This window comes from Burkholderia sp. SR8, assembly GCF_052851275.1.
Genome location: NZ_JAULUC010000013.1, coordinates 23,052 through 42,356 on the forward strand (window position 1 = coordinate 23,052; position 19,305 = coordinate 42,356).

A 19,305-nucleotide genomic window follows, 5' to 3' on the forward strand; every position below is an offset into this window, starting at 1 on the left:
GCGCGCACCTCACGAGACGATGAACGTATGACCGAACCCCTGCTGACGATGCGCGGCATCGTCAAGGCATTCGACGGCGTGAAGGCGCTCGACGGCATCGACCTGACCGTGCGCCCCGGCGAATGCGTCGGGCTGTGCGGCGAGAACGGCGCCGGCAAGTCGACATTGATGAAGGTGCTGTCGGGCGTCTACCCGCACGGCACGTGGGATGGCGAGATCCGTTGGGAAGGCGCGCCGCTCGTCGCGTCCGGCGTGCGCGACACCGAGCGCGCGGGCATCGTGATCATCCACCAGGAGCTGATGCTCGTGCCGGAGCTGTCGGTCGCCGAGAACATCTTCCTCGGCAACGAGATCACGCTGCCGGGCGGCCGCATGCACTACGCGGAAATGGTGCGGCGCTCGGAAGCGCTGCTGCGCGAGCTGCGCATCGACGCGATCAACGTCGCGCAGCCGGTGATGAACTACGGCGGTGGCCACCAGCAGCTGATCGAGATCGCGAAGGCGCTGAACAAACGCGCGAAGCTGCTGATCCTCGACGAGCCGTCGTCGTCGCTGAGTGCCGCCGAGACGCGCATCCTGCTCGACATCGTGCGAGACCTGAAGCGCCGCGGCGTCGCATGCGTGTACATCTCGCACAAGCTCGACGAGATCGACGCGGTATGCGACACCGTGACCGTAATCCGCGACGGCCGCCATGTCGCGACCGAGCCGATGCGCGCGCTGACCACCGACCGGATCATCGCGATGATGGTCGGGCGCGAGATCAGCAATCTGTATCCGCGCGAGCCGCACGAGATCGGCGAGGTCGTGCTGGAAGCGCGCAACGTGACCTGTCACGACGTCGCGAACCCGCGCCGCAAGCGCGTCGACGACGTGTCGTTCAGCGTGCGGCGCGGCGAGATTCTCGGCGTCGCCGGGCTCGTCGGCGCGGGCCGAACCGAGCTGATGCAGGCGATTTTCGGTGCGTATCCGGGCGCGAGCACGGCGAGCGTGCGCATGAACGGCCGGCCGCTCGCGATCCGCGCGCCGGCCGATGCGATCCGTGCGGGCATCGCGATGGTGCCCGAGGATCGCAAGCGCCACGGGATCGTGCCGCAACTCGGCGTCGGCCACAACATCACGCTGTCCGTGCTGCGCCGGTTCGCCGCGCGCGGCCGGATCGACGCGGCGGCCGAACTCGACGCGATCCGCACCGAGATGCAGCGGCTGTCGGTGCGCGCCGCCCACCCGTTCCTGCCGATCGCGAGCCTGTCCGGCGGCAACCAGCAGAAGGCGGTGCTCGCGCGGATGCTGCTGGCCGACCCGCAGGTGCTGATCCTCGACGAACCGACCCGCGGCGTCGACGTCGGCGCGAAGGCCGAGATCTACCGGCTGATCTTCGCGCTCGCGAAACGCGGCGTCGCGCTGATCGTCGTGTCGTCGGAGCTGCCGGAAGTGCTCGGTCTCGCCGATCGCGTGCTCGTGATCGGCGAAGGCGAGCTGCGCGGCGATTTCGTCAACGAAGGTCTCACGCAGGAACAGATTCTCGGCGCCGCGCTCACGCCCGCGCGACGTCCGGCCGAACCCATTGCAGCGAGTGCGACATGAACACCGAACTTTCTTCCTCTTCCGCCGTACCGCCGGACGCCGATGCGCGCCGCATGCGCGGCCATCCGCTGCGCCAGGTCTTCGTCCGCTACAAGGTGCTCGCGCTGCTGTTCGCGGTCGCGGCGATCTGGGTGTTTTTCTCGGTGCTGACCGACGGCGCATTCGTCACGCCGCGCAACGTGTCGAACCTGCTGCGGCAGATGTCGATCACCGGGATGCTCGCGTGCGGGATGGTGTTCGTGATCATCGCGGGCGAGATCGACCTGTCGGTCGGCTCGCTGCTCGGGCTGCTCGGCGGCGTCGCCGCGATCCTCGACGTGAATCGCCACTGGCCGGTCGTTGCGACGGTGCCGGCGGTCCTCGCGCTCGGCGTGCTGGTCGGGCTGTTCAACGGCTGGTGGTCGACGTACCGGCGCGTGCCGTCGTTCATCGTCGGGCTCGGCGGGATGCTCGCGTTCCGCGGGATCCTGCTCGGCGTGACGGGCGGCTCGACGATCGCACCGGTATCCGACGGCTTCGTGTTCATCGGGCAGGGCTATCTGCCGCGCGCGGCCGGCGACGGCCTCGCGGTGCTGCTGTTCGCGCTGGTGGCGCTGCTCGTCATGCGGCAGCGCGGTACGCGGCACCGCTACCGGCTCGCGGTCGCGCCGCTGTGGCAGGACGTCGCGAAGATCGTCGGCGCCGGCGCCGTGCTGTTCGCGTTCGTCGCGACGCTCGACCGCTACGGCGGCATCCCCGTGCCCGTGCTGCTGTTGCTCGCGCTGCTCGGCGTGTTCTCGTGGATCGCGACGCAGACGGTGTTCGGCCGGCGCATCTATGCGGTCGGATCGAACCTGGAGGCGACGCGGCTGTCGGGCGTCGACACCGATCGCGTGAAGCTCGCGATCTTCGCGCTGATGGGGCTGATGTGCGCGTTCGCGGGTATCGTCAATACCGCGCGGCTCGCGGCCGGCTCGCCGTCGGCGGGCACGATGGGCGAGCTCGATGCGATCGCCGCGTGCTTCATCGGCGGCACGTCGATGCGCGGCGGATCGGGCACCGTCTACGGCGCGCTGATCGGCGCGCTCGTGATGGCGAGCCTCGACAACGGGATGTCGATGCTCGACGTCGACGCGTACTGGCAGATGATCGTCAAGGGCGCGGTGCTGGTGCTGGCCGTGTGGATCGACGTGGTGTCGCGGTCGAACCGGCGGTGACGCGCCGCGTTACGCGGCGTCCGCCTTGATGAAGTCGACGAACGCCCGCAGCGGCGCCGGCACGAAGCGCCGCCCCGGGTAGTACAGATACGGGCCCGAGAACGGCCGCCACCAGCCGTCGAGCACCGGCTCGAGCGCGCCGCTCGCAAGTTGCGGACGCAACCAGTCTTCGTACAGATGCACGATGCCGAGCCCGGCACAGGCAGCATCCACGACGAGATCGACGGCGCCGCCGATCTGCACGACGAGCGGCCCCGACGGCTCCACGCGCACGACTTCTCCGTCGCGCTCGTACTCCCATGCCGGCATCGCGCCGCTCGCGAAGCGGCCGCGCAGGCACGCGTGATCGAGCAGGTCGCGCGGATGGGCCGGGCGGCCGCGCCGGTCGAGATAGGCGGGCGCCGCGGCGGTCGCGAAGCGTTGCGAACGCGGGCCGATCGGCACGGCGATCATGTCCTGCTCGAGGCGCTCGTCGTAGCGGATCCCGGCATCGCAGCCGGCCGCGAGGATGTCGACGAAGCTTTCGTCCGCGACGATTTCGAGCCGGATCTCCGGATACGCGTCGAGAAAGCGCGGGATGATCGACGGCAGCACGAGCCGCGCGGCGCTCGTCGGGACGTTGAGCTTCAGCGTGCCGACCGGCTTCTCGCGGAACGTGTTGACCACGTCGAGCGCCGCCTCCACCTCGCTCAGCGCCGGCGTGAGCCGTGCGAGCAGCCGCTGCCCGGCTTCGGTCGGCGACACGCTGCGCGTCGTGCGGTGCAGCAGCCGCACACCCAGCTGCGCTTCCAGTCTGCGCACCGCTTCGCTGAGCCCGGACGCACTTGCGCCGGCCACGCGCGCGCCTTCGCGGAAGCCCTTCGCGCGGGCCACCGCCACGAACGCATTCAGATCGCCGAGATCGACTTGCATTGTTCGCCTTTTCGTACAGGTTGTGCGCATTATGACCTGTTATCGCGCAGTGCAATGCGGCGTAACCTGCGAATCATTCATTCGATCCAGGAGCACGTTCATGTCAGCCGTCGTTCAATCCGGCACGTTTTCCATTGCGGGCCGCCGCGTGCACCGCGTCGGTTACGGCGCGATGCAGCTGGCCGGTCCGGGCGTATTCGGGCCGCCGAAGGACCGCGACGCGGCGCTCGCCGTACTGCGCGAAGCCGTCGAATCGGGTGTCGACCACATCGACACGAGCGATTTTTACGGTCCGCACGTGACGAATCAGTTGATCCGCGAAGCGTTGCATCCGTATCGCGACGACCTGCTGATCGTGACGAAGATCGGCGCGACGCGCGGTAACGACGGTTCATGGCTGCCGGCGTTTTCCGCCGACGCGCTCGCCGCCGCCGTGCACGACAATCTGCGCAACCTCGGCCTCGATGTGCTCGACGTCGTCAATCTGCGGATCATGTTCGACGTGCACGGCCCGGCCGAAGGCTCGATCGAAGCGCCGCTGACCGCGCTCGCGGAACTGCAGCGGCAGGGCCTCGTGCGGCACATCGGGCTGAGCAACGTGACGGCTGCGCAGCTCGCCGAAGGCCGGCGAATCTGCGATATCGTCTGCGTGCAGAATCATTACAACCTCGCGCATCGCGACGACGATGCGCTGATCGATGCGCTCGCACGCGACGGCATCGCGTACGTACCGTACTTTCCGCTCGGCGGCTTCAATCCGTTGCAGTCGTCGACGCTCGATGCGGTCGCCGCGCGGCTCGGCGCGACGCCGATGCAGACGGCGCTCGCGTGGCTGCTGCGTCGCGCGCCGAATATTCTGCTGATTCCGGGAACGTCGTCGGTTGCGCATTTGCGCGAGAACCTGGCGGCCGGCGCGCTGGTGTTGCCGGAGGATGCCGTGCGCGAACTGGACGGTGTCGCGGCGGCCGGCGGGTGAGCCGGGCGCAACGGGGATTCGATGCGCGCGGCGTGCCGCGCCGCGCACGACGGGAAAAGGCGCCACGCGCATCGGCACGATACGCCGTGCGCGCCGGGGGCCGGATTCGTCGGGCGCTGCGCCGGCGCGACCGCGCTACGACCGGTCGCGATTGCGCGCACGCGTCGCGCCGGTAATGACGGCGATGCCGAACAGGATGAGCGCCACGATCTCGATGATGTGTTGCGAAACGTGCAGCGTCGTCAATCCCCACGCGACGCCGGCGATGAAAATGATCCATCCGACCAGGTAGATGAGCAGGGTCATTGTCGTTCTCCTTGCGGTTCGGGTTGACGCCGCGCGGTTGCCCGCGGCGCCGAATCGTCGGCCGGCGCTTCGGGCGCGTGCTGCCCGAGCCGCGCCATCAGGCGCTGCGCGTCGAACGGCGCATTCGTCTTTGCATCGTTGTCGAAGTAGCAGTACACGTCGCGCGTTTTCGCGCGCGGCGGCGCGCGTTCCGGTGCGGCCAGGCGCGCGTCGTCGGGCTGCGAACCGCGGCTCCACGATTCGATCCTGCGCGCCCACTGCTCGAGCGACGCGTCCGAGTACTCACCGGAATACTTCGTCTCGGTGCCGTGCAGCCGCATGTAGACGAAGCCGGCGCTCAGGTCTTCGAACTGCGGCCACGGTTCGGTCGAATCGGACACGACCAGCGCCACCTTGTGGCGGCGCAGCAGCTTCACGAATGCCGGATCCACGAAGCTCGCGTGACGCACTTCGATCGCATGACGCAACGGGCGCTTGCCGTCGATCTGCAAATACGGCGTCCTGACCCTGCGATCGTGCTGCTTCGCGAGTGCGAGTGCGGCTTCGGTATCCGGCGGCAACAGGCTCAGAAACCGCTCCATGTGCTCGGGGTCGAAGCGCAGCGACGGCGGAAACTGCCACAGGATCGGCCCGAGTTTGTCGTTCAGCGCGAGCAGCCCCTGCGCGAAGAAATTCGCGCAGCCGACGGTTGCCGCTTCGTCGCGAAAGCGCAGCATGTGCGTCAGGTAGCGCGCGCCTTTCACGCTGAACGTGAAACCGGGCGGCGTGTCGGCGTACCAGCGCCGCCAACTGGCCAGCGCCTGCAGACTGTAGTGCGTGCCGTTGATTTCGATCGTCTGCATCCGGCGCGATGCGTACCGCAATTCCGTCGCCTGTTTCAATCCTTTCGGATAGAAGGTGCCACGCCAGCCTTCGTAGCGCCAGCCCGATATGCCGATGTGAAGCTTGCCTGATGAATTTTCTTTCACGTCGATGCCGGAATGCCCGCAAGCCCAGGATAGTCGACATCGCGAGCAATCGGTGTGCCCGCATGCGGCGCGACGCTCGCTTTCGTGCGCATCACGCGGCCCGTTGGTGGACGCTTGCGATCCGGCGTGCGGGCCGCGCACCGCCCGCGCGACCCGTTGCAACCTACGGCTTTACGATGCCGACAACCTGACCGACACCCCCGTCGCCGTATAAACCGGCGTCGCGTTGAACCCGTCGACCGTCACGCTCGAGAACTTCGCGGACGCCGCCGCACCGTCGATCAGCGCGATCGTGTCGCCGGCCTTCGGCGCGTAGCCGTTCACGAACTTCACGTGCAGCGTGCCGCCCGCGATCGTGAATGGGCCGCCCACGCGCAGCCGGCCGCCGCCGTTGCCGTCGATGTCGAGTTCGAGCGTCGCGTTGTCGAGCTGCGTGTAGCGCGTCGCGATCGTCACCGGCGCCGCGGCCGCGATCCTGACGCTGCCGCCCGAGCCGACATAGACGTCGCCGGTGCCGAACGCGCTCGCCGATCCGGCGGCGAGCGTGCCGCCGTTCACCTGCGTGCCGCCCGTATAGCCGTTGTTGCCGGCGAGCGTCAGCGTGCCGGTGCCTTGCAGCGTCAGCTTGCCGCTACCGGTGATGTCGTTGCGCCACAGATCGGCTGCATTCAGGCCGCCCTGCGACGCGTCCATCGATACGATCACGTTGCCGTTGAACGAGCCGTAACCGTCGGCCGCCGCGAACAGGTTCAGGCGGCCCCAGCCCTCCGCATCGTCCATCACCGGGTAGCCGGACTGCACTTCGGTCGTCTTCAGCACGACGCGCCGCTGGTCCGCGCTCAGATACGGAAAGCGCGTCTGCAGCAGAATTTCCGCGCCCTTCGGTACGACCGGCGGCGCGCCGGTCGATTCGATCGTGCCGAAGCCGAACGTCATGCGGCGCGCGAACGCGGCCTTGTTCGTCGCGTAATCGGCGAACCGGTCGGTTGCCGCCGTGCCCGAGTGCGCGAACGCGGCGAACGTCGTGCCGGTCGTGCCCGTGAGCTGCTGCAGTGTCTGGTGGGCCTGCGTATACGCGGCCTGCGCGTCGCTCGCGTACGCCGTCAGGTTCGCCGCGCTGACGGCCAGCGCGAGCATGCGCCCGCCGATCACGTCGAGCGGCGAGTGCATGCCGGCAAGGATCCGGTTCTCGCCGAGTTCGAGGCCGCGGCTGACCATCTCCTGGAAACGCTCGGGCACGAGCCACGCCATCGTCATCGCGTCGCGCATCGCTTCGGCTTCGTGGCCGCTGATGAAGCCGCCGTCGGTCGCGGGCGTCGTGCTTTCCGCGGGCACGAGCGTCGGCGCGACGACGACGCTCGTGCTCCAGCGGTACGGCCGCGCATATTTGTAGAAGCGCTTCGACGGTTCGGTCGACGCGTTGGTGCCCATTTCGTTGAGCAGATCGACGACCTTGCCGAAGCTCGCGTTCGTGCTGCTGCCGACGCCGACGTTGTTGCCGGAATCGTTGTACAGCACCGACGTCGCGTCGGACGGAATGCCGGTGATGCTGGTCGTTTGCTGAGCCGCGGTACGCCATGCGTCGGTCAGTGGGCCCATGCCGTCGGTCACGCTGTAGCCCTTGCCGCGCCGGTCGTCGAAGTATGCGGCGTCCGCCTGCTGTTGCGTGCGCGCGGTGGTTGCGTTGATCACGTACTGGACATTGGCGCCGAGCACCGTGTCGTTCAGGATCGTGCCGCACGGCGTGCCGCTGCCCGGCAGACCGGAGCAGGTCGACGGCGAGATCGCCGGAAACGCACCGTTCGCCGGTGCGGTGACGCCCGCATCGACGAGCATCGTCGACGGCTGCCACAAGTCCAGGAAGCGGCTCACCACGCGCACCGCGGCATTGGTCGACAGCGTCGCATAGCGTGCGTCGCCGCGCTGATTGGTCGCGATGTTGTCGACGAAGGCCGGCACGCTCGGCACCGGCGCGCTGTCGACGAAGCCCGGATCGGCCGGCGGGGCCGGCATCGCCGCGCTGGTCGCAGGGGGCGACGCGACGTCGTCGCCGCCGCCACAGGCAGCGAGAACGATCGCACTCGACAGCGCTGCGACGTGCAGCGGAAAACGGCTTCGTGATGCGAGCATGCAGGACTCCATCCTGAGGGTCGAAGATGGCGGATTGTCGTGCGCGATCGTGACGCGGCCGTTAAGGTTTTGTTGCGTGTCGCGATCGATGTGCACGAATTCTCACTATCTGGAGAATTCGTGATGCTGAACGTTTGCGAACGAATCGAGCGGCTCGCCGAACCTGTGCTGCGACTGCCGGATTGAGCGGCGTCGCGAGCGCGGCGCAGTCAAGCCGGTTCGGCGACGGGTTCCGCTTCGGCACGGCACACGCGGTTTCTGCCCTGGCGCTTCGCCGCATACAGGGCGAGGTCCGCCTGATGCGACAGCGCATGCACGGAGCGCGGATGCGCGCGATGGCCGGTCGCGTAGCCGATGCTGACCGTGAACGGCGGAATCGTCGCGTCGAAGCCGTCGAGGCGGTTTTGCTCGACGGCACGCCGGATCGCTTCCGCGACTTCCGCGGCGGCACTTGCGTCGGTATCGGGCAGCACCGCGACGAATTCCTCGCCGCCGTAGCGCGCGGCGATGTCGCCGCGCCGCCGCACGTTCGCGCGGATGCATTCGGCGAGGAAGCGCAGTGCCGTGTCGCCCTGCGCGTGCCCGTAGCGGTCGTTGTACTGCTTGAAGTGGTCGGCGTCGATGAACAGCACCGACAGGCTGCCGCCGCTGCCGCGCTGCAGCCGTTCCCATTCGTCGGCGAGCGCCGCGTCGAGCGCGCGGCGATTGTGCAGGCCGGTCAGCGGATCGGTGCGCGTGAGGCCGGTGAGCAGCGCCTGCTTGCGCTGATTGTCCCGAAGCGCCAACGCGAGCAGCCACATCACCGTGCAGAACAGCGCGCCGATGACGGACGCCGACACGCCGACCGTCCACGTGAGCCGGCTGATGCCGGCCAGCACGTCGCGCTCGGCCGGCGCGACGACGGCGATCAGCGGCGTGCCGGGCACCCGCTGGTATGTATACAGCCGCGGTGTGCCGTCGATGCTCGAGCGCGCCGCATAGAAGCCCGCTTCGCGGCTGACCATCCGCTCGAACGACTTCGACCGGCGCAGGCGAACCATCTGGTGATCGCTCAGCGGCGGATTGCGCGCGAGGATCGTGCCGTCCGCGCGCAGGATCGCGCTGACGCCGTGCGGCCCGACGTTCAGGCGCGACAGCAGCTGGTCGAAGTACGCGAGGTCGACGGCGACCACCGCGATTCCGTCGAACGTGTGATCCGGCCGTTCGATGCGCCGCGACAGCGCGATCGATTCCGTGCCGCCGCGCGAACGTGCGCGATACGCCTCGGACACGTACAGGCCGACGTTGTCCGCATCGCGATGGACCTTGAAGTAGTCGCGATCGCTGAAATTCCAGTTGTGGGTCGGCCCGCAACAGCCGTCGATCAGCTGCCCGTACCGGTCGGTGACGCCCATGCCGGTCACGTATTGCGCGGCGGTGCGCTCGAACAGCACGTCGTGGCGCAGCCCGGCGTCCATGCGGACGATCGCCGGGTTGCCGAGATCGGCCGCGAGCGCGACGAGCGCGTTGTTCGATGTTTCGACGGTGCGCGCGATCTCGCTGACCAGCACCGCGGTGACGTTGCGCGACGTCTCGTGCGCGTGTTCGACGACTTCGCTGCGTGCGGCCCACAGCGTTGCCGCGCTGATGCCGAGCGCCGCGAGCGACATCAGCGTGCCGAGTGCGCCGACGACCCGGTAGTGGCGGCCGGCCCAATCGGCGATTGTCTCGATCGAAGTGAATCCGGACATGCTCGCGTTCGTGTGGAAGGCCGGCCGCGAGAACGCGGCGCCGGCGCAAATCCGGGTTAACGGCAGGTGCGTCCGGAAATCGAGGGTGGCAGGCGGACGGATATGCACGGTCCCGCCGTCAACGTGTGCGGCCGGGCTCGCGTGCCGGCTGCGCGAACGGATCGGCGAACCCGCGCGCAGGCGTGCGAGCGCATTCGAAACGGCAATGCGGGCGGCCGTCGGTGCGGTTTCAGTCGAGCCCGCCCTGGCACAGGTACTTGATCGACAGGTAGTCGTCGAGACCGTAGCGCGAGCCTTCGCGCCCGTAGCCCGACTCCTTCACGCCGCCGAACGGCGCGGCCTCGCTCGCGAGCGCGCCTTCGTTGATGCCGACGATGCCCGTCTCGAGCCGCGCCGACACGCGTGCGATGCGCCGCACGTCCTGCGTGTAGAAATACGCGGCGAGCCCGAACGGCGTGTCGTTCGCGGCGTCGACGGCTTCGTCCTCGGTGTCGAAGCGAAACAGCGCGGCGACCGGGCCGAAGGTTTCCTCGCAGGTCAGCTGCATGTCGGCGCTCGCGTCGGCGAGCACCGTCGGCGCGTAGTAGTTCGGCCCGAGTTCGGTCAGGCGCTTGCCGCCCGTCAGCACGCGCGCGCCGCGCTCGAGCGCATCGCCGACGTGTCGCGCGATCTTGTCGACCGCCCGCGCATTGATCATCGGGCCGATCTGCGCGGCCGGGTCGGTCGCCGGCGCGACCTTCAGCGCGGCGACGCGCGCCGCGAGCTTCGCGGCGAACGCGTCGTAGACACCGGCCTGCACGTACACGCGGTTCGGCGACACGCAGGTCTGGCCGCCATTGCGGAACTTGGCGGCCATCAAGCCGTCGACCGCCGCATCGAGTTCCGCATCGTCGAACACGATGAACGGCGCATTGCCGCCGAGTTCGAGCGACAGCTTCTTCAGCGTCGCCGCCGATTCCCGTGCGAGCAGTTTGCCGACGGCCGTCGATCCGGTGAACGTGATCTTGCGCACGCGTGCGTCGGCGAGCCAGTCGGCCGCGGCGTCGATGCCGCGTTCGCGCGACGCGGCGATCAGGTTCAGCACACCGGCCGGCACGCCGGCTTCCTGCGCGAGGAATGCGAGCGCGAGCGCGGTGAGCGGCGTGTCCTCGGCCGGCTTCGCGACGACCGTGCAGCCGGCCGCGAGCGCGGGCGCGATCTTGCGCGCGATCATCGCGAGCGGGAAATTCCACGGCGTGATCGCGGCGACCACACCGATCGGCTCCTTCACTGCGCTGAGCCGCTTGCCGCGCTGCTGCTGCGGGATCAGGTCGCCGTACGTGCGCGTCGCTTCCTCCGCGAACCACAGCACGTACGACGCGCCGTACGCGACTTCGCCGCGCGCTTCCGCAAGCGGCTTGCCCTGTTCGCGCGACATCAGCTTCGCGAGATCGTCGGTGTGCGCGACGATCGCCGCATGCCATGCACGCAGGATCGCGGCGCGTTCGCGCGCGGGCGTCGCGCGCCATGCGGGCAGCGCGCGGGCTGCGGCGTCGGTCGCGGCGCGCGCGTCGGCGGCGCCGCTGTCGGGTGCGTGGGCAACGGTCTCGAGCGTCGCCGGATCGGTGACGGCGAAGCGGCGGCCGTCGAGCGCATCGCGCCAGGTGCCATCGATCAGGTTGGCGGTGCGAACGAGTTCGGTTCGGGACAGCGTAAGCGGCATGACAGGTCCTAAGATGAAGCGGTTCGGCGACACTGGCGGAGCGTTGCGGACGCGACGACCCCGCGCGGACAGCGGGCTGCCGCGTTCACGCGTGTCGCGCGCGCGTCAGTGACGTTCGCCGAACAGCGATTCGAGCGGGTAATGCCGTTTGACGAACGGCGACTTGATGATCACGTAACTGAAATACTTCTCGATGCCGATGTTCTGCTCGAGCAGCCCTTCGACGATCGTCTGGTAATGGCTCACGCTGCGCGTGATGAACTTCAGCAGATAGTCGTAGCCGCCGCTCGCGAGGTGGCATTCGACGATCTCGTCGACGTTGCGGATCGCCGCGACGAAGCGGTCGAAGTCTTCGCGGCGGTGGTCCGCCAGCGTGACTTCGGTAAACACGACCTGCACGTCGCCGAGTTTCTCGAGCTGGATATGCGCGCCGTAGCCGCCGATGTAGCCGGCCTTCTCGAGCCGCTTCACGCGGATCAGGCACGGGCTGGGCGACAGCCCGACCGCATCGGCCAGCTCGACGTTGGTCATGCGGCCGCGCTTCTGCAACTGGGAGAGGATGCGCAGGTCGATGCGATCCAGCTTGCTGTCCGTCATGTTCACGTGAGAGCGGAAAAAATGGAATGTCCGGTTACTTTAGAGTCGAACGATGGCCGCCACAAGCCCGGCTTTCCCTTGACCCGTCAGGCCGGCTGCGCGTGTGCGGCGTCGAGCGCGCGCTGCACGCCCGCGTCGGCCAGCACGTCGTCGAGCGTCTTGCGCACGCGTTCGAACATCAGGTCGAACTCGCCCGCGGTGAAGCTCAGCGCCGGCGCGAAACCGAGCACGCCGTCGCCGAATGCGCGGAACACCACGCCGTTCGCATACGCGGCGGCCGCGATCTTGTCGGGCACGTTCAGCGCCGGGTCGAAGCGCGTCTTGCGCGCCTTGTCGGCCACCAGTTCGAGCGCGCCGAGCAGGCCGACCGAACGCGCGTCGCCGACGAGCGGATGCGCGCGCAGCGCATCGAGCCCCGCGGCGAAGCGCGGCGCCAGCGCCTGGCCGTTCGCGAGCAGCCCGCCTTCGTGATACAGCTTCAGCACTTCGAGGCCGATCGCCGCGCTGACCGGATGCGCGGAATACGTATAGCCGTGGCCGACCGCGGGCGAATCGGCGCGGTTGCCCGCGATCCCTTCGTAGATTTCGTCGGACATCAGCACCGCGCCCATCGGCGCATAGCCGGCGGTCAGCCCCTTCGCGACGGTCATCAGGTCCGGATCGACCTGTTCCGCCTCGCACGCGAACAGCGGGCCCGTGCGGCCGAAGCCGGTGATCACCTCGTCGGCGACGAACAGGATGCCGACGCGCCGGCACGCGTCGCGCATCGCCTTCAGCCAGCCGGCCGGCGGCACGATCACGCCGCCGGAGCCCTGCACGGGTTCGCAGAAGAACGCGGCGACGTTGTCCGCGCCGAGTTCGGCGACCTTCGCTTCGAGCGCGGCGACCGACGCGGCGATCAGCGCCTGCGGATCGTCGCCGAGCGGATGGCGGTACGGATACGGCGACGGAATATGGTGCTGGTCCGCGCGCGGCAGGTCGAAATGGCGGTGAAACGCGGGCAGCGCGGTCAGGCCGGCGCCGATCGACGACGAGCCGTGATAGCCGCGTTCGAGCGCGATCATCTGCTTTTTCGACGGGCGGCCGGTCGCGTTGAAATAGTGCGTGATGAAGCGCACCGCGGAGTCGATCGCGTCCGAGCCGCCGAGCGTGAAGTACACGCGGTTCAGCGACGGCGGCGCGAGCGCCGCGAGCCGCTCGGCCAGTTCGATCGCAGGCTGCGAGCCGAAATGGAAATAGCCGGTCGCGTACGGGAGCTTCGCCATCTGCTCGGCGGCCGCCTTCACGATGCTGTCGCGGCCGTAGCCGACGTTCACGCACCACAGGCCGGAGAACGCGTCGAGCAGCGTGTGGCCGGCGCCGTCGCGCAGGAACACGCCGTCCGCGGATTCGAGCACGGTGACGCCGCGCGCTTCGTGCGCCCGGTAATTGACGACGGGGTGGATCAGGTGTTGTCGATCGGCTTCGATCAGCGCGGCTTGGTTCATGGCAGGGGGACTCTCGTCGGGTGTCAGCGTGAGTTCATGCTACCGGGCGAGCCATCGGCACGCGTCTTCAATTTGCGGCCCGAAACGTATGGATACGGCGTTTGCACGGCGCGCTGCGGCATTTTCTGCTGCGCGCGTCGCCGCGCCGGGCGTGTGCGTCAGTAGCCGCGCGCGCGGTCGACGACGCCGATCATCGGCTGCCCCGCGCGATGACGCGCGAGGTTCGCCAGCACGGCGTCGACCGCGGTGTCGGGCCGCGTCGCGCTCGCGATGTGCGGCGTGATCCGCACGCGCGGATGCATCCAGAACGGGTGGCCGGCCGGCAACGGTTCCGGGTCGGTCACGTCGAGGATCGCGCTGTCGAGACGGCCGCTCGCGAGCGCCGCGAGCAATGCGCGTTCGTCGAGCTGCGGGCCGCGCCCGACGTGCACGAGCGACGCACCGTCCGGCAGCGCATCGAACACGCGCGCGCCGAGCAGGCCGCGCGTGCTGTCGGTGAGCGGCAGCAGGCAGATCAGGATGTCGGTGCGGGCGAGGAACGTATCGAGCGCCGCGTCCCCCGCGTAGCAGTCGATGCCGTCGAGCGTGCGCGGCGTGCGGCTCCAGCCGGCGCACGGGAAGCCGAAGCGCCGCAGCGTGTCGAGCACGGCTTGGCCGAGCGTGCCGAGCCCGAGCACGCCGACGCGCCGCGATGCGGCCGCGCGTACCGGCTGCTCGCGCCACACTTGCGCGCGCTGCTGCGCCGCATAGTCGAACAGGTCGCGATGAATCGTCAGCACGGCCTGCGTCACGTATTCGACCATCCCTTCGACGATGCCCGGCTCGATCATCCGCACGACCGGAATGTGCGCGGGCACGCGCGACAGGTCGAACTGGTCGATGCCGGCGCCGACCGAGAACACGACTTCGAGATTCGGCAGCAGCGTGGCCGGGTCGTCGGGCGGCTGCCACGCGGCGAGATAGCGGACGGCTTCTGGATCGCCGAGGTCCGGCCAGATCCGGAACGGCAGGTCGGGCGCGTGCTGCGCGAAGCGTTGCGCCCATTGCGCACCGCGCACCGGGTCGGCCTTGTAGAGAAAGGTCATCGTGCGCGCCGCTCAACCGAGCGCCTGGTTCACGACCGCGAACGCGCGCAGCGCCGGATCGCGCGCGGGGGCCGCGCCGCGCGCCATCGCGACGACGGTATCGACGCGCGGCAGCCCGAGCCCCTGCAGCCAGTCCGACAGCCCGCTGTCGCCCGGCACGTCGAGGCGCACGAACATCCCTTCGTGCAGCGCGAGCCAGTGGCTGATCAGCGCCTGCGCACGCAGCGCGTCCGGCGCGATCACGGGGCCGATCACGTGACCGCGGCCGAAGCGGCGGAACAGCGCGAAGCCGAGCAGTTCGCCGTCGCGATCGAGCGCGATGCCGTTCGCGACGTCGAGCAGCGCGTCGATCACCGCGCCGCGTTCGTAGCCGGCCGCGCGCGACGCGAGCGCGGCGAGCCGCGGGCCGTCGTTGGTGCCGAGCGGGCGCAGGCGCTCGCCGGGCGGCAGCGAGATCAGCGGCGGCTGGAACGCCGCGCCCTGGTGCTGGTCGATCGTGCCGATCGCTTCGAAGCCGAATTTCACGTAGAGCGGTTCGCCGGACGGCGTCGCATGCAGGAAGATCGTGCGCGCGCCGAGGCTGTCGACGACGCGCGACAGCAGTTCGCGGCCGATGCCGCGGCCCTGGCGTTCGGGCGACACGATCACCATGCCGAGCGCGGCGTGAGCATCGCCGAAGCGCCAGCCGAGCGCGGTGCCGACGATGCCGGCGTCGTCCTCGGCGACGAAGCCGTTGCCGAGCTGGAACGCGAAACGCCAGTCGTCGAGCCGGTGCGGCCACTTGACGGCTTCGGACAGCCGGTGCGCGGCGGGCAAGTCGGTTTCGGCGAACGGGCGATAGGTGAGCGTGCTGGAAGGGTTGAGGTCGGACACGCCGGACTCCGGATGGGTAGGAATGACGCATTCACTCTGCCAGCGCCGTTGCGGCCCGGATAGGACGATTCGCCTGTTTTCCGGCTGCGGCGGCCCGCCGCGCGGGTTCGACGCAAACCGGCGCGATCGGCGCGCCGCAACGCGCGCTTCATGCCGGCCGCGCCGGTCATTCCGGCAGCATCTGCTGCATGAACGCCATTACGATGGAAAACAAGGTAGCGCAGGCGGTGCGCGGTTCGCCGCGGCGCCCGGCACGCGTTGCACGGTATCGCGCGTGCAGCGGCCGGGCCGGCGGCGCGGTACCCGCAGGCACGCCGCAGATCGTGCCGTACAGCGCGCCCAACACGCGGCGATCGTGCGTTTTGAGCGGCGTCGAACGATGCGCACGGGATTTTTTGCCCTGGTTCAATTCCGTACAACCCAGCCCGTCCCCGGCCCTGCCGGGGCTTCACACAGACAGGACGTCACCATGATCCAGTTTGAACCGAAGTTCATCACCTTCGACTGCTACGGCACGCTGACCCATTTCCGGATGGCCGAGACGGCGCGCGAAATTTATGCGGACCGGCTGTCGCCGGTCACGATGGACGCATTCGTGCGCGCGTTCGCCGCCTATCGGCTCGACGAGGTGCTCGGCGCATGGAAGCCGTATCGCGACGTCGTCGTCAACGCGGTCCGCCGCACCTGCGCACGGGTCGGCGTGCAGTTCGACGAAGCCGAGGCCGAACGCTTCTATCACGCGGTGCCGACGTGGGGCCCGCATCCGGACGTGCCGGCCGGCCTGTCGCGGCTCGCGAAGAAGTACAAGCTGGTGATCCTGTCGAACGCGATGGACGACCAGATCATGAGCAACGTCGACAAGCTCGGCGCGCCGTTCCACGCGGTGTTCACCGCGCAGCAGGCGCAGTCGTACAAGCCGCGGATGCAGGGCTTCGAATACATGTTCGACAAGCTCGGCTGCAAGCCGGAGGACGTGTTCCACGTGTCGTCGAGCCTGCGCTACGACCTGATGACGGCCGAGGATCTCGGGATCAGGCACAAGGCGTTCGTAAACCGCGGCCACGAGCCGGGCACGCCGTTCTACAACTATTACGAAGTGTCGGACATCGGCGCGCTCGCGACGCAGTTCGGGCTGTAAGTCGCGCGCGCCGGCGGGGCTGCCCGGGCCGGCAGATCCGCCGGTCGTCGCGACGGGACGCGGCCGCGCTGCCGCCGGGGCCCGGTGCGTCCCGGTGCGCGTTCGATCAGCGCACGAAACGAGGGTAATTACCGATATTGAGTCGTTCAAGGCATGGCGGCATGGGCCGATATATGTACCGAACGGTTAATATCGAGAGGCCCTCGCATGAAGTTGTCCACGAAACTGCTGATGCTCGTCGCCGCGGCGCTGCTGGGTGTCGTCCTGCTCGCCGCGTTGTCGCTGCACACGCTGCGCGACGCGCTGATCGACAGCCGTCGCGAAGAGATCGTCATTCTGCTGACCAAGGCCGAGCATCTGGTCGATTCGTATCGCGCGCTGCAGGCGAGCGGCACGCTGACCCGTGAGCAGGCGCAGCAGCAGGCCAGGACTGCGCTGTCGGCGCTCAACGCGAATTCGAAGAGCTACTTCTGGGTCACGACGTCCGACGGCGTCAACCTCGTGCATCCGAACGCGAAGTTCATCGGCACGCGCGCGAAGGGCAATCGCACGACCAGCGGCCTGACCGACAGCGAGGCATACCGCGCGGGGATGGCGCAAGCGCATTTCGCGCTCGTCGACGTGCTGATCAAGCGCAGCCCCGACGCGGACGTCGAGCCGAAACTCCAGGGCGTCGTGCCGATCCCCGACTGGGACTGGTGGATCGGCACCGGATTCTTCTACGACGACATCAACGCGGCGTTTACGCGGCTCGCGACGGTGCTGGGCGCGATCACGCTCGTCATCGCCGCCGCGCTCGCGGCCATCGCATGGGGTGTGCTGCGCAGTGTCAGGCGGACGCTCGGCGGCGAGCCCGCGCACGCGACGCAGATCGCGGCCCGCATCGCCGCCGGCGAGCTCGACGTGCAGTTCGACACGACGCACGCCGCGCCGGGCAGCCTGCTTGTCGCGCTGGGCGACATGAAGGCGCGGCTGACCGAGACCATCGCCGATATCCAGACCACGACCCATTCGATTGCCGTCGGCACCGGCGAGATCGCGCAAGGCAACCTGGACCTGTCGCAGCGCACGGAGCAGCAGGCTGCGTCGCTGCAGGAAACGGCCGCGAGCATGGAGCAGATCACGTCGACGGTCCGGCAGAACGCCGACAATGCCCGCCAGGCGAATGCGCTCGTGACGCACGCGAAGGAGGCGACGGAACTCGGCGGCGCCGCCGTGCAGCAGGTCGTCGAAACGATGCGGCAGATTTCGGACGGATCGGTGCGGATCGCCGACATCACCGTCGTCATCGAAAGCATCGCGTTCCAGACGAACATTCTCGCGCTCAACGCGGCGGTCGAAGCCGCGCGAGCCGGCGAGGAAGGGCGCGGCTTCGCGGTCGTGGCGTCGGAGGTGCGCTCGCTCGCGCAACGCAGCGCCGCCGCCGCGAAGGACATCAAGGGGTTGATCGAGGCGTCGGTCGAGCGGGTCGGCAGCGGCAGCCGGCTCGTCGAGACGGCCGGCGCGCGCATGACGGAGATCGTCCGGTCGATCGACCGGGTGGCCGACATCATGGGCGAGATTTCGGCGGCATCGGCCGAGCAAAGCGCCGGCATCGAACAGATCGGCCGGACGGTCGCGCAGATGGATGAAGTCACGCAGCAGAATGCCGCGCTCGTCGAACAGGCCGCGGCTGCGGCGTCGTCGCTGGACGAGCAGGCGGCACGATTGAGGGCCGCCGTGTCGGTGTTCCGGCTGGCTGCGTGACGGTATTGCGGCGTCCGCGCGCAAGCAGCGACGCTGCCTCTGCCTCTGCCTCTGCCGCTGTCTCTGCCGCGCTGGCGTGCGTTCTGCATGCGCATCGGCATGCCGGTGTCGAGCGCGGTGCCCGGTAGACAGCCGACGCATCACGCCGGCTTCGTCGCGCCGTACCGGCATGCGTCTGACGTGCGGATCGGCGTGCCGGCGCCGAGCAGGCGCCGCATCGGCAGCCGATGCATCATCGTGCCTCCGGCATGCCGCGCCGTCATGTGCACCGACAGGCCGGTGTCGGACATCGGCGCCTCGACGTAGCACAGCCCGACGGACCGGCCCGAGTCCACGCCGGGTTTCCCTGCATGCGCGCCGGCTTCCGGCCGTCTTCGCGTCATCACGCACGACCGCTTCGATCGCGCGGCAATCATCTGAACTTTCACGCGACGCGTGCCGCCGAGACGGCCGCCGCTCACCCATGCGCGCGGGGCGACGAAACGCCCGCGCTGCCTCACCGCTTGCGTCGGCCGCCGCCTGGCGCGCCAGTGGGCCGTCGACACAAACATGCGGTTTGCGCGAGCCGAACGCGCGCCCGATGCCGAATGCGCAATTTTGTCGGCGCAATCTGCCGCGGGCGTGGCTTTACGATTGACTGCGTCGGCACAGGGTACGCGGTCGCCGGGCAAACGGCGATGCATGCGCGCACGCAGCAATTCATGCTGCGCGGGCGGCTCAAAACGGTCGAATCGTATCGTACGGGCTGCCCGAATCGCGACAAACCGCATTTTGGCGATGCTTAAATGAATTGCATGCGCACGACGTGGCGCCCGCCACCAGCACGCGGGCGCCGCGGGATTCGAGAACCACGCTGGACCCAAGGACCCACT

The 19,305-nt window shown here is 68.8% G+C and carries 17 protein-coding genes; 5 read left to right on the forward strand and 12 right to left on the reverse strand.

Annotated features, from left to right (window positions below):
• The first annotated feature begins 27 nt into the window (after positions 1–27).
• Together xylG and Q3A80_RS17835 are read left to right on the forward strand one after the other, a co-directional pair.
• Positions 28–1,587, forward strand: a complete 1,560-nt coding sequence (gene xylG, locus Q3A80_RS17830) for a D-xylose ABC transporter ATP-binding protein (protein ID WP_446330244.1) — start codon at positions 28–30, stop codon at positions 1,585–1,587.
• Positions 1,584–2,783: a sugar ABC transporter permease gene (locus tag Q3A80_RS17835; RefSeq protein ID WP_446330245.1), complete on the forward strand. Its 1,200-nt coding sequence runs from the start codon at positions 1,584–1,586 to the stop codon at positions 2,781–2,783. Before xylG ends, Q3A80_RS17835 begins: the two co-directional genes overlap by 4 nt.
• Before the next feature lie 9 nt (positions 2,784–2,792).
• Here the strand turns inward: Q3A80_RS17835 and Q3A80_RS17840 are convergent, their stop codons facing one another.
• The gene (locus Q3A80_RS17840) at positions 2,793–3,695 is read right to left on the reverse strand and encodes a LysR family transcriptional regulator (RefSeq protein ID WP_446330246.1); all 903 of its coding nucleotides are present in this window, start codon (positions 3,693–3,695) and stop codon (positions 2,793–2,795) included.
• 100 nt (positions 3,696–3,795) lie between these two features.
• Between Q3A80_RS17840 and Q3A80_RS17845 the strand changes: the two genes are divergently transcribed.
• Positions 3,796–4,671 (forward strand): aldo/keto reductase family oxidoreductase, encoded by an 876-nt coding sequence (locus tag Q3A80_RS17845; RefSeq protein ID WP_446330247.1) that lies wholly within the window; start codon positions 3,796–3,798, stop codon positions 4,669–4,671.
• A 135-nt stretch (positions 4,672–4,806) separates the two neighbouring features.
• Here the strand turns inward: Q3A80_RS17845 and Q3A80_RS17850 are convergent, their stop codons facing one another.
• The 10 genes from Q3A80_RS17850 to Q3A80_RS17895 all read right to left on the reverse strand — a co-directional run bounded on the left by Q3A80_RS17850 (position 4,807) and on the right by Q3A80_RS17895 (position 15,895).
• The gene (locus tag Q3A80_RS17850; protein WP_446330248.1) at positions 4,807–4,977 is read right to left on the reverse strand and encodes a hypothetical protein; all 171 of its coding nucleotides are present in this window, start codon (positions 4,975–4,977) and stop codon (positions 4,807–4,809) included.
• Entirely contained in the window at positions 4,974–5,945 is a 972-nt protein-coding gene (locus Q3A80_RS17855; protein WP_446330249.1) for a DUF72 domain-containing protein, read from the reverse strand. Before Q3A80_RS17855 ends, Q3A80_RS17850 begins: the two co-directional genes overlap by 4 nt.
• Before the next feature lie 171 nt (positions 5,946–6,116).
• On the reverse strand, positions 6,117–8,075 hold the full coding sequence (locus Q3A80_RS17860; protein ID WP_446330250.1) for a phosphatase PAP2 family protein: 1,959 nt from the start codon (positions 8,073–8,075) through the stop codon (positions 6,117–6,119).
• Between the two features lie 209 nt (positions 8,076–8,284).
• Positions 8,285–9,805, reverse strand: coding sequence for a diguanylate cyclase (locus tag Q3A80_RS17865; RefSeq protein WP_446330251.1), 1,521 nt, complete (start codon positions 9,803–9,805; stop codon positions 8,285–8,287).
• Between the two features lie 229 nt (positions 9,806–10,034).
• Positions 10,035–11,507, reverse strand: a complete 1,473-nt coding sequence (locus Q3A80_RS17870; RefSeq protein WP_446330252.1) for an NAD-dependent succinate-semialdehyde dehydrogenase — start codon at positions 11,505–11,507, stop codon at positions 10,035–10,037.
• Between the two features lie 105 nt (positions 11,508–11,612).
• The gene (locus Q3A80_RS17875; protein WP_006749694.1) at positions 11,613–12,104 is read right to left on the reverse strand and encodes an Lrp/AsnC family transcriptional regulator; all 492 of its coding nucleotides are present in this window, start codon (positions 12,102–12,104) and stop codon (positions 11,613–11,615) included.
• Between the two features lie 86 nt (positions 12,105–12,190).
• A complete protein-coding gene (locus Q3A80_RS17880; protein WP_446330253.1) occupies positions 12,191–13,591 on the reverse strand; it encodes an aminotransferase class III-fold pyridoxal phosphate-dependent enzyme in 1,401 nt (466 codons plus the stop codon).
• 158 nt (positions 13,592–13,749) lie between these two features.
• Positions 13,750–14,676, reverse strand: a complete 927-nt coding sequence (locus tag Q3A80_RS17885; protein WP_446330254.1) for a 2-hydroxyacid dehydrogenase — start codon at positions 14,674–14,676, stop codon at positions 13,750–13,752.
• A gap of 12 nt (positions 14,677–14,688) precedes the next feature.
• On the reverse strand, positions 14,689–15,549 hold the full coding sequence (locus tag Q3A80_RS17890) for a GNAT family N-acetyltransferase (protein ID WP_446330255.1): 861 nt from the start codon (positions 15,547–15,549) through the stop codon (positions 14,689–14,691).
• A gap of 166 nt (positions 15,550–15,715) precedes the next feature.
• Positions 15,716–15,895: a hypothetical protein gene (locus tag Q3A80_RS17895; protein WP_446330256.1), complete on the reverse strand. Its 180-nt coding sequence runs from the start codon at positions 15,893–15,895 to the stop codon at positions 15,716–15,718.
• Positions 15,896–16,018: 123 nt separating this feature from the next.
• On the opposite strand from Q3A80_RS17895, the gene Q3A80_RS17900 reads away from it, so the two are divergent.
• Together Q3A80_RS17900 and Q3A80_RS17905 are read left to right on the forward strand one after the other, a co-directional pair.
• On the forward strand, positions 16,019–16,687 hold the full coding sequence (locus tag Q3A80_RS17900) for a haloacid dehalogenase type II (RefSeq protein ID WP_446330257.1): 669 nt from the start codon (positions 16,019–16,021) through the stop codon (positions 16,685–16,687).
• Positions 16,688–16,894: 207 nt separating this feature from the next.
• Positions 16,895–18,433 (forward strand): methyl-accepting chemotaxis protein, encoded by a 1,539-nt coding sequence (locus tag Q3A80_RS17905; protein ID WP_446330258.1) that lies wholly within the window; start codon positions 16,895–16,897, stop codon positions 18,431–18,433.
• Between the two features lie 140 nt (positions 18,434–18,573).
• Here Q3A80_RS17905 and Q3A80_RS17910 read toward each other — a convergent pair whose 3' ends face one another.
• Positions 18,574–19,203, reverse strand: a complete 630-nt coding sequence (locus tag Q3A80_RS17910) for a hypothetical protein (RefSeq protein WP_446330259.1) — start codon at positions 19,201–19,203, stop codon at positions 18,574–18,576.
• Between the last annotated feature and the right edge of the window lie 102 nt (positions 19,204–19,305).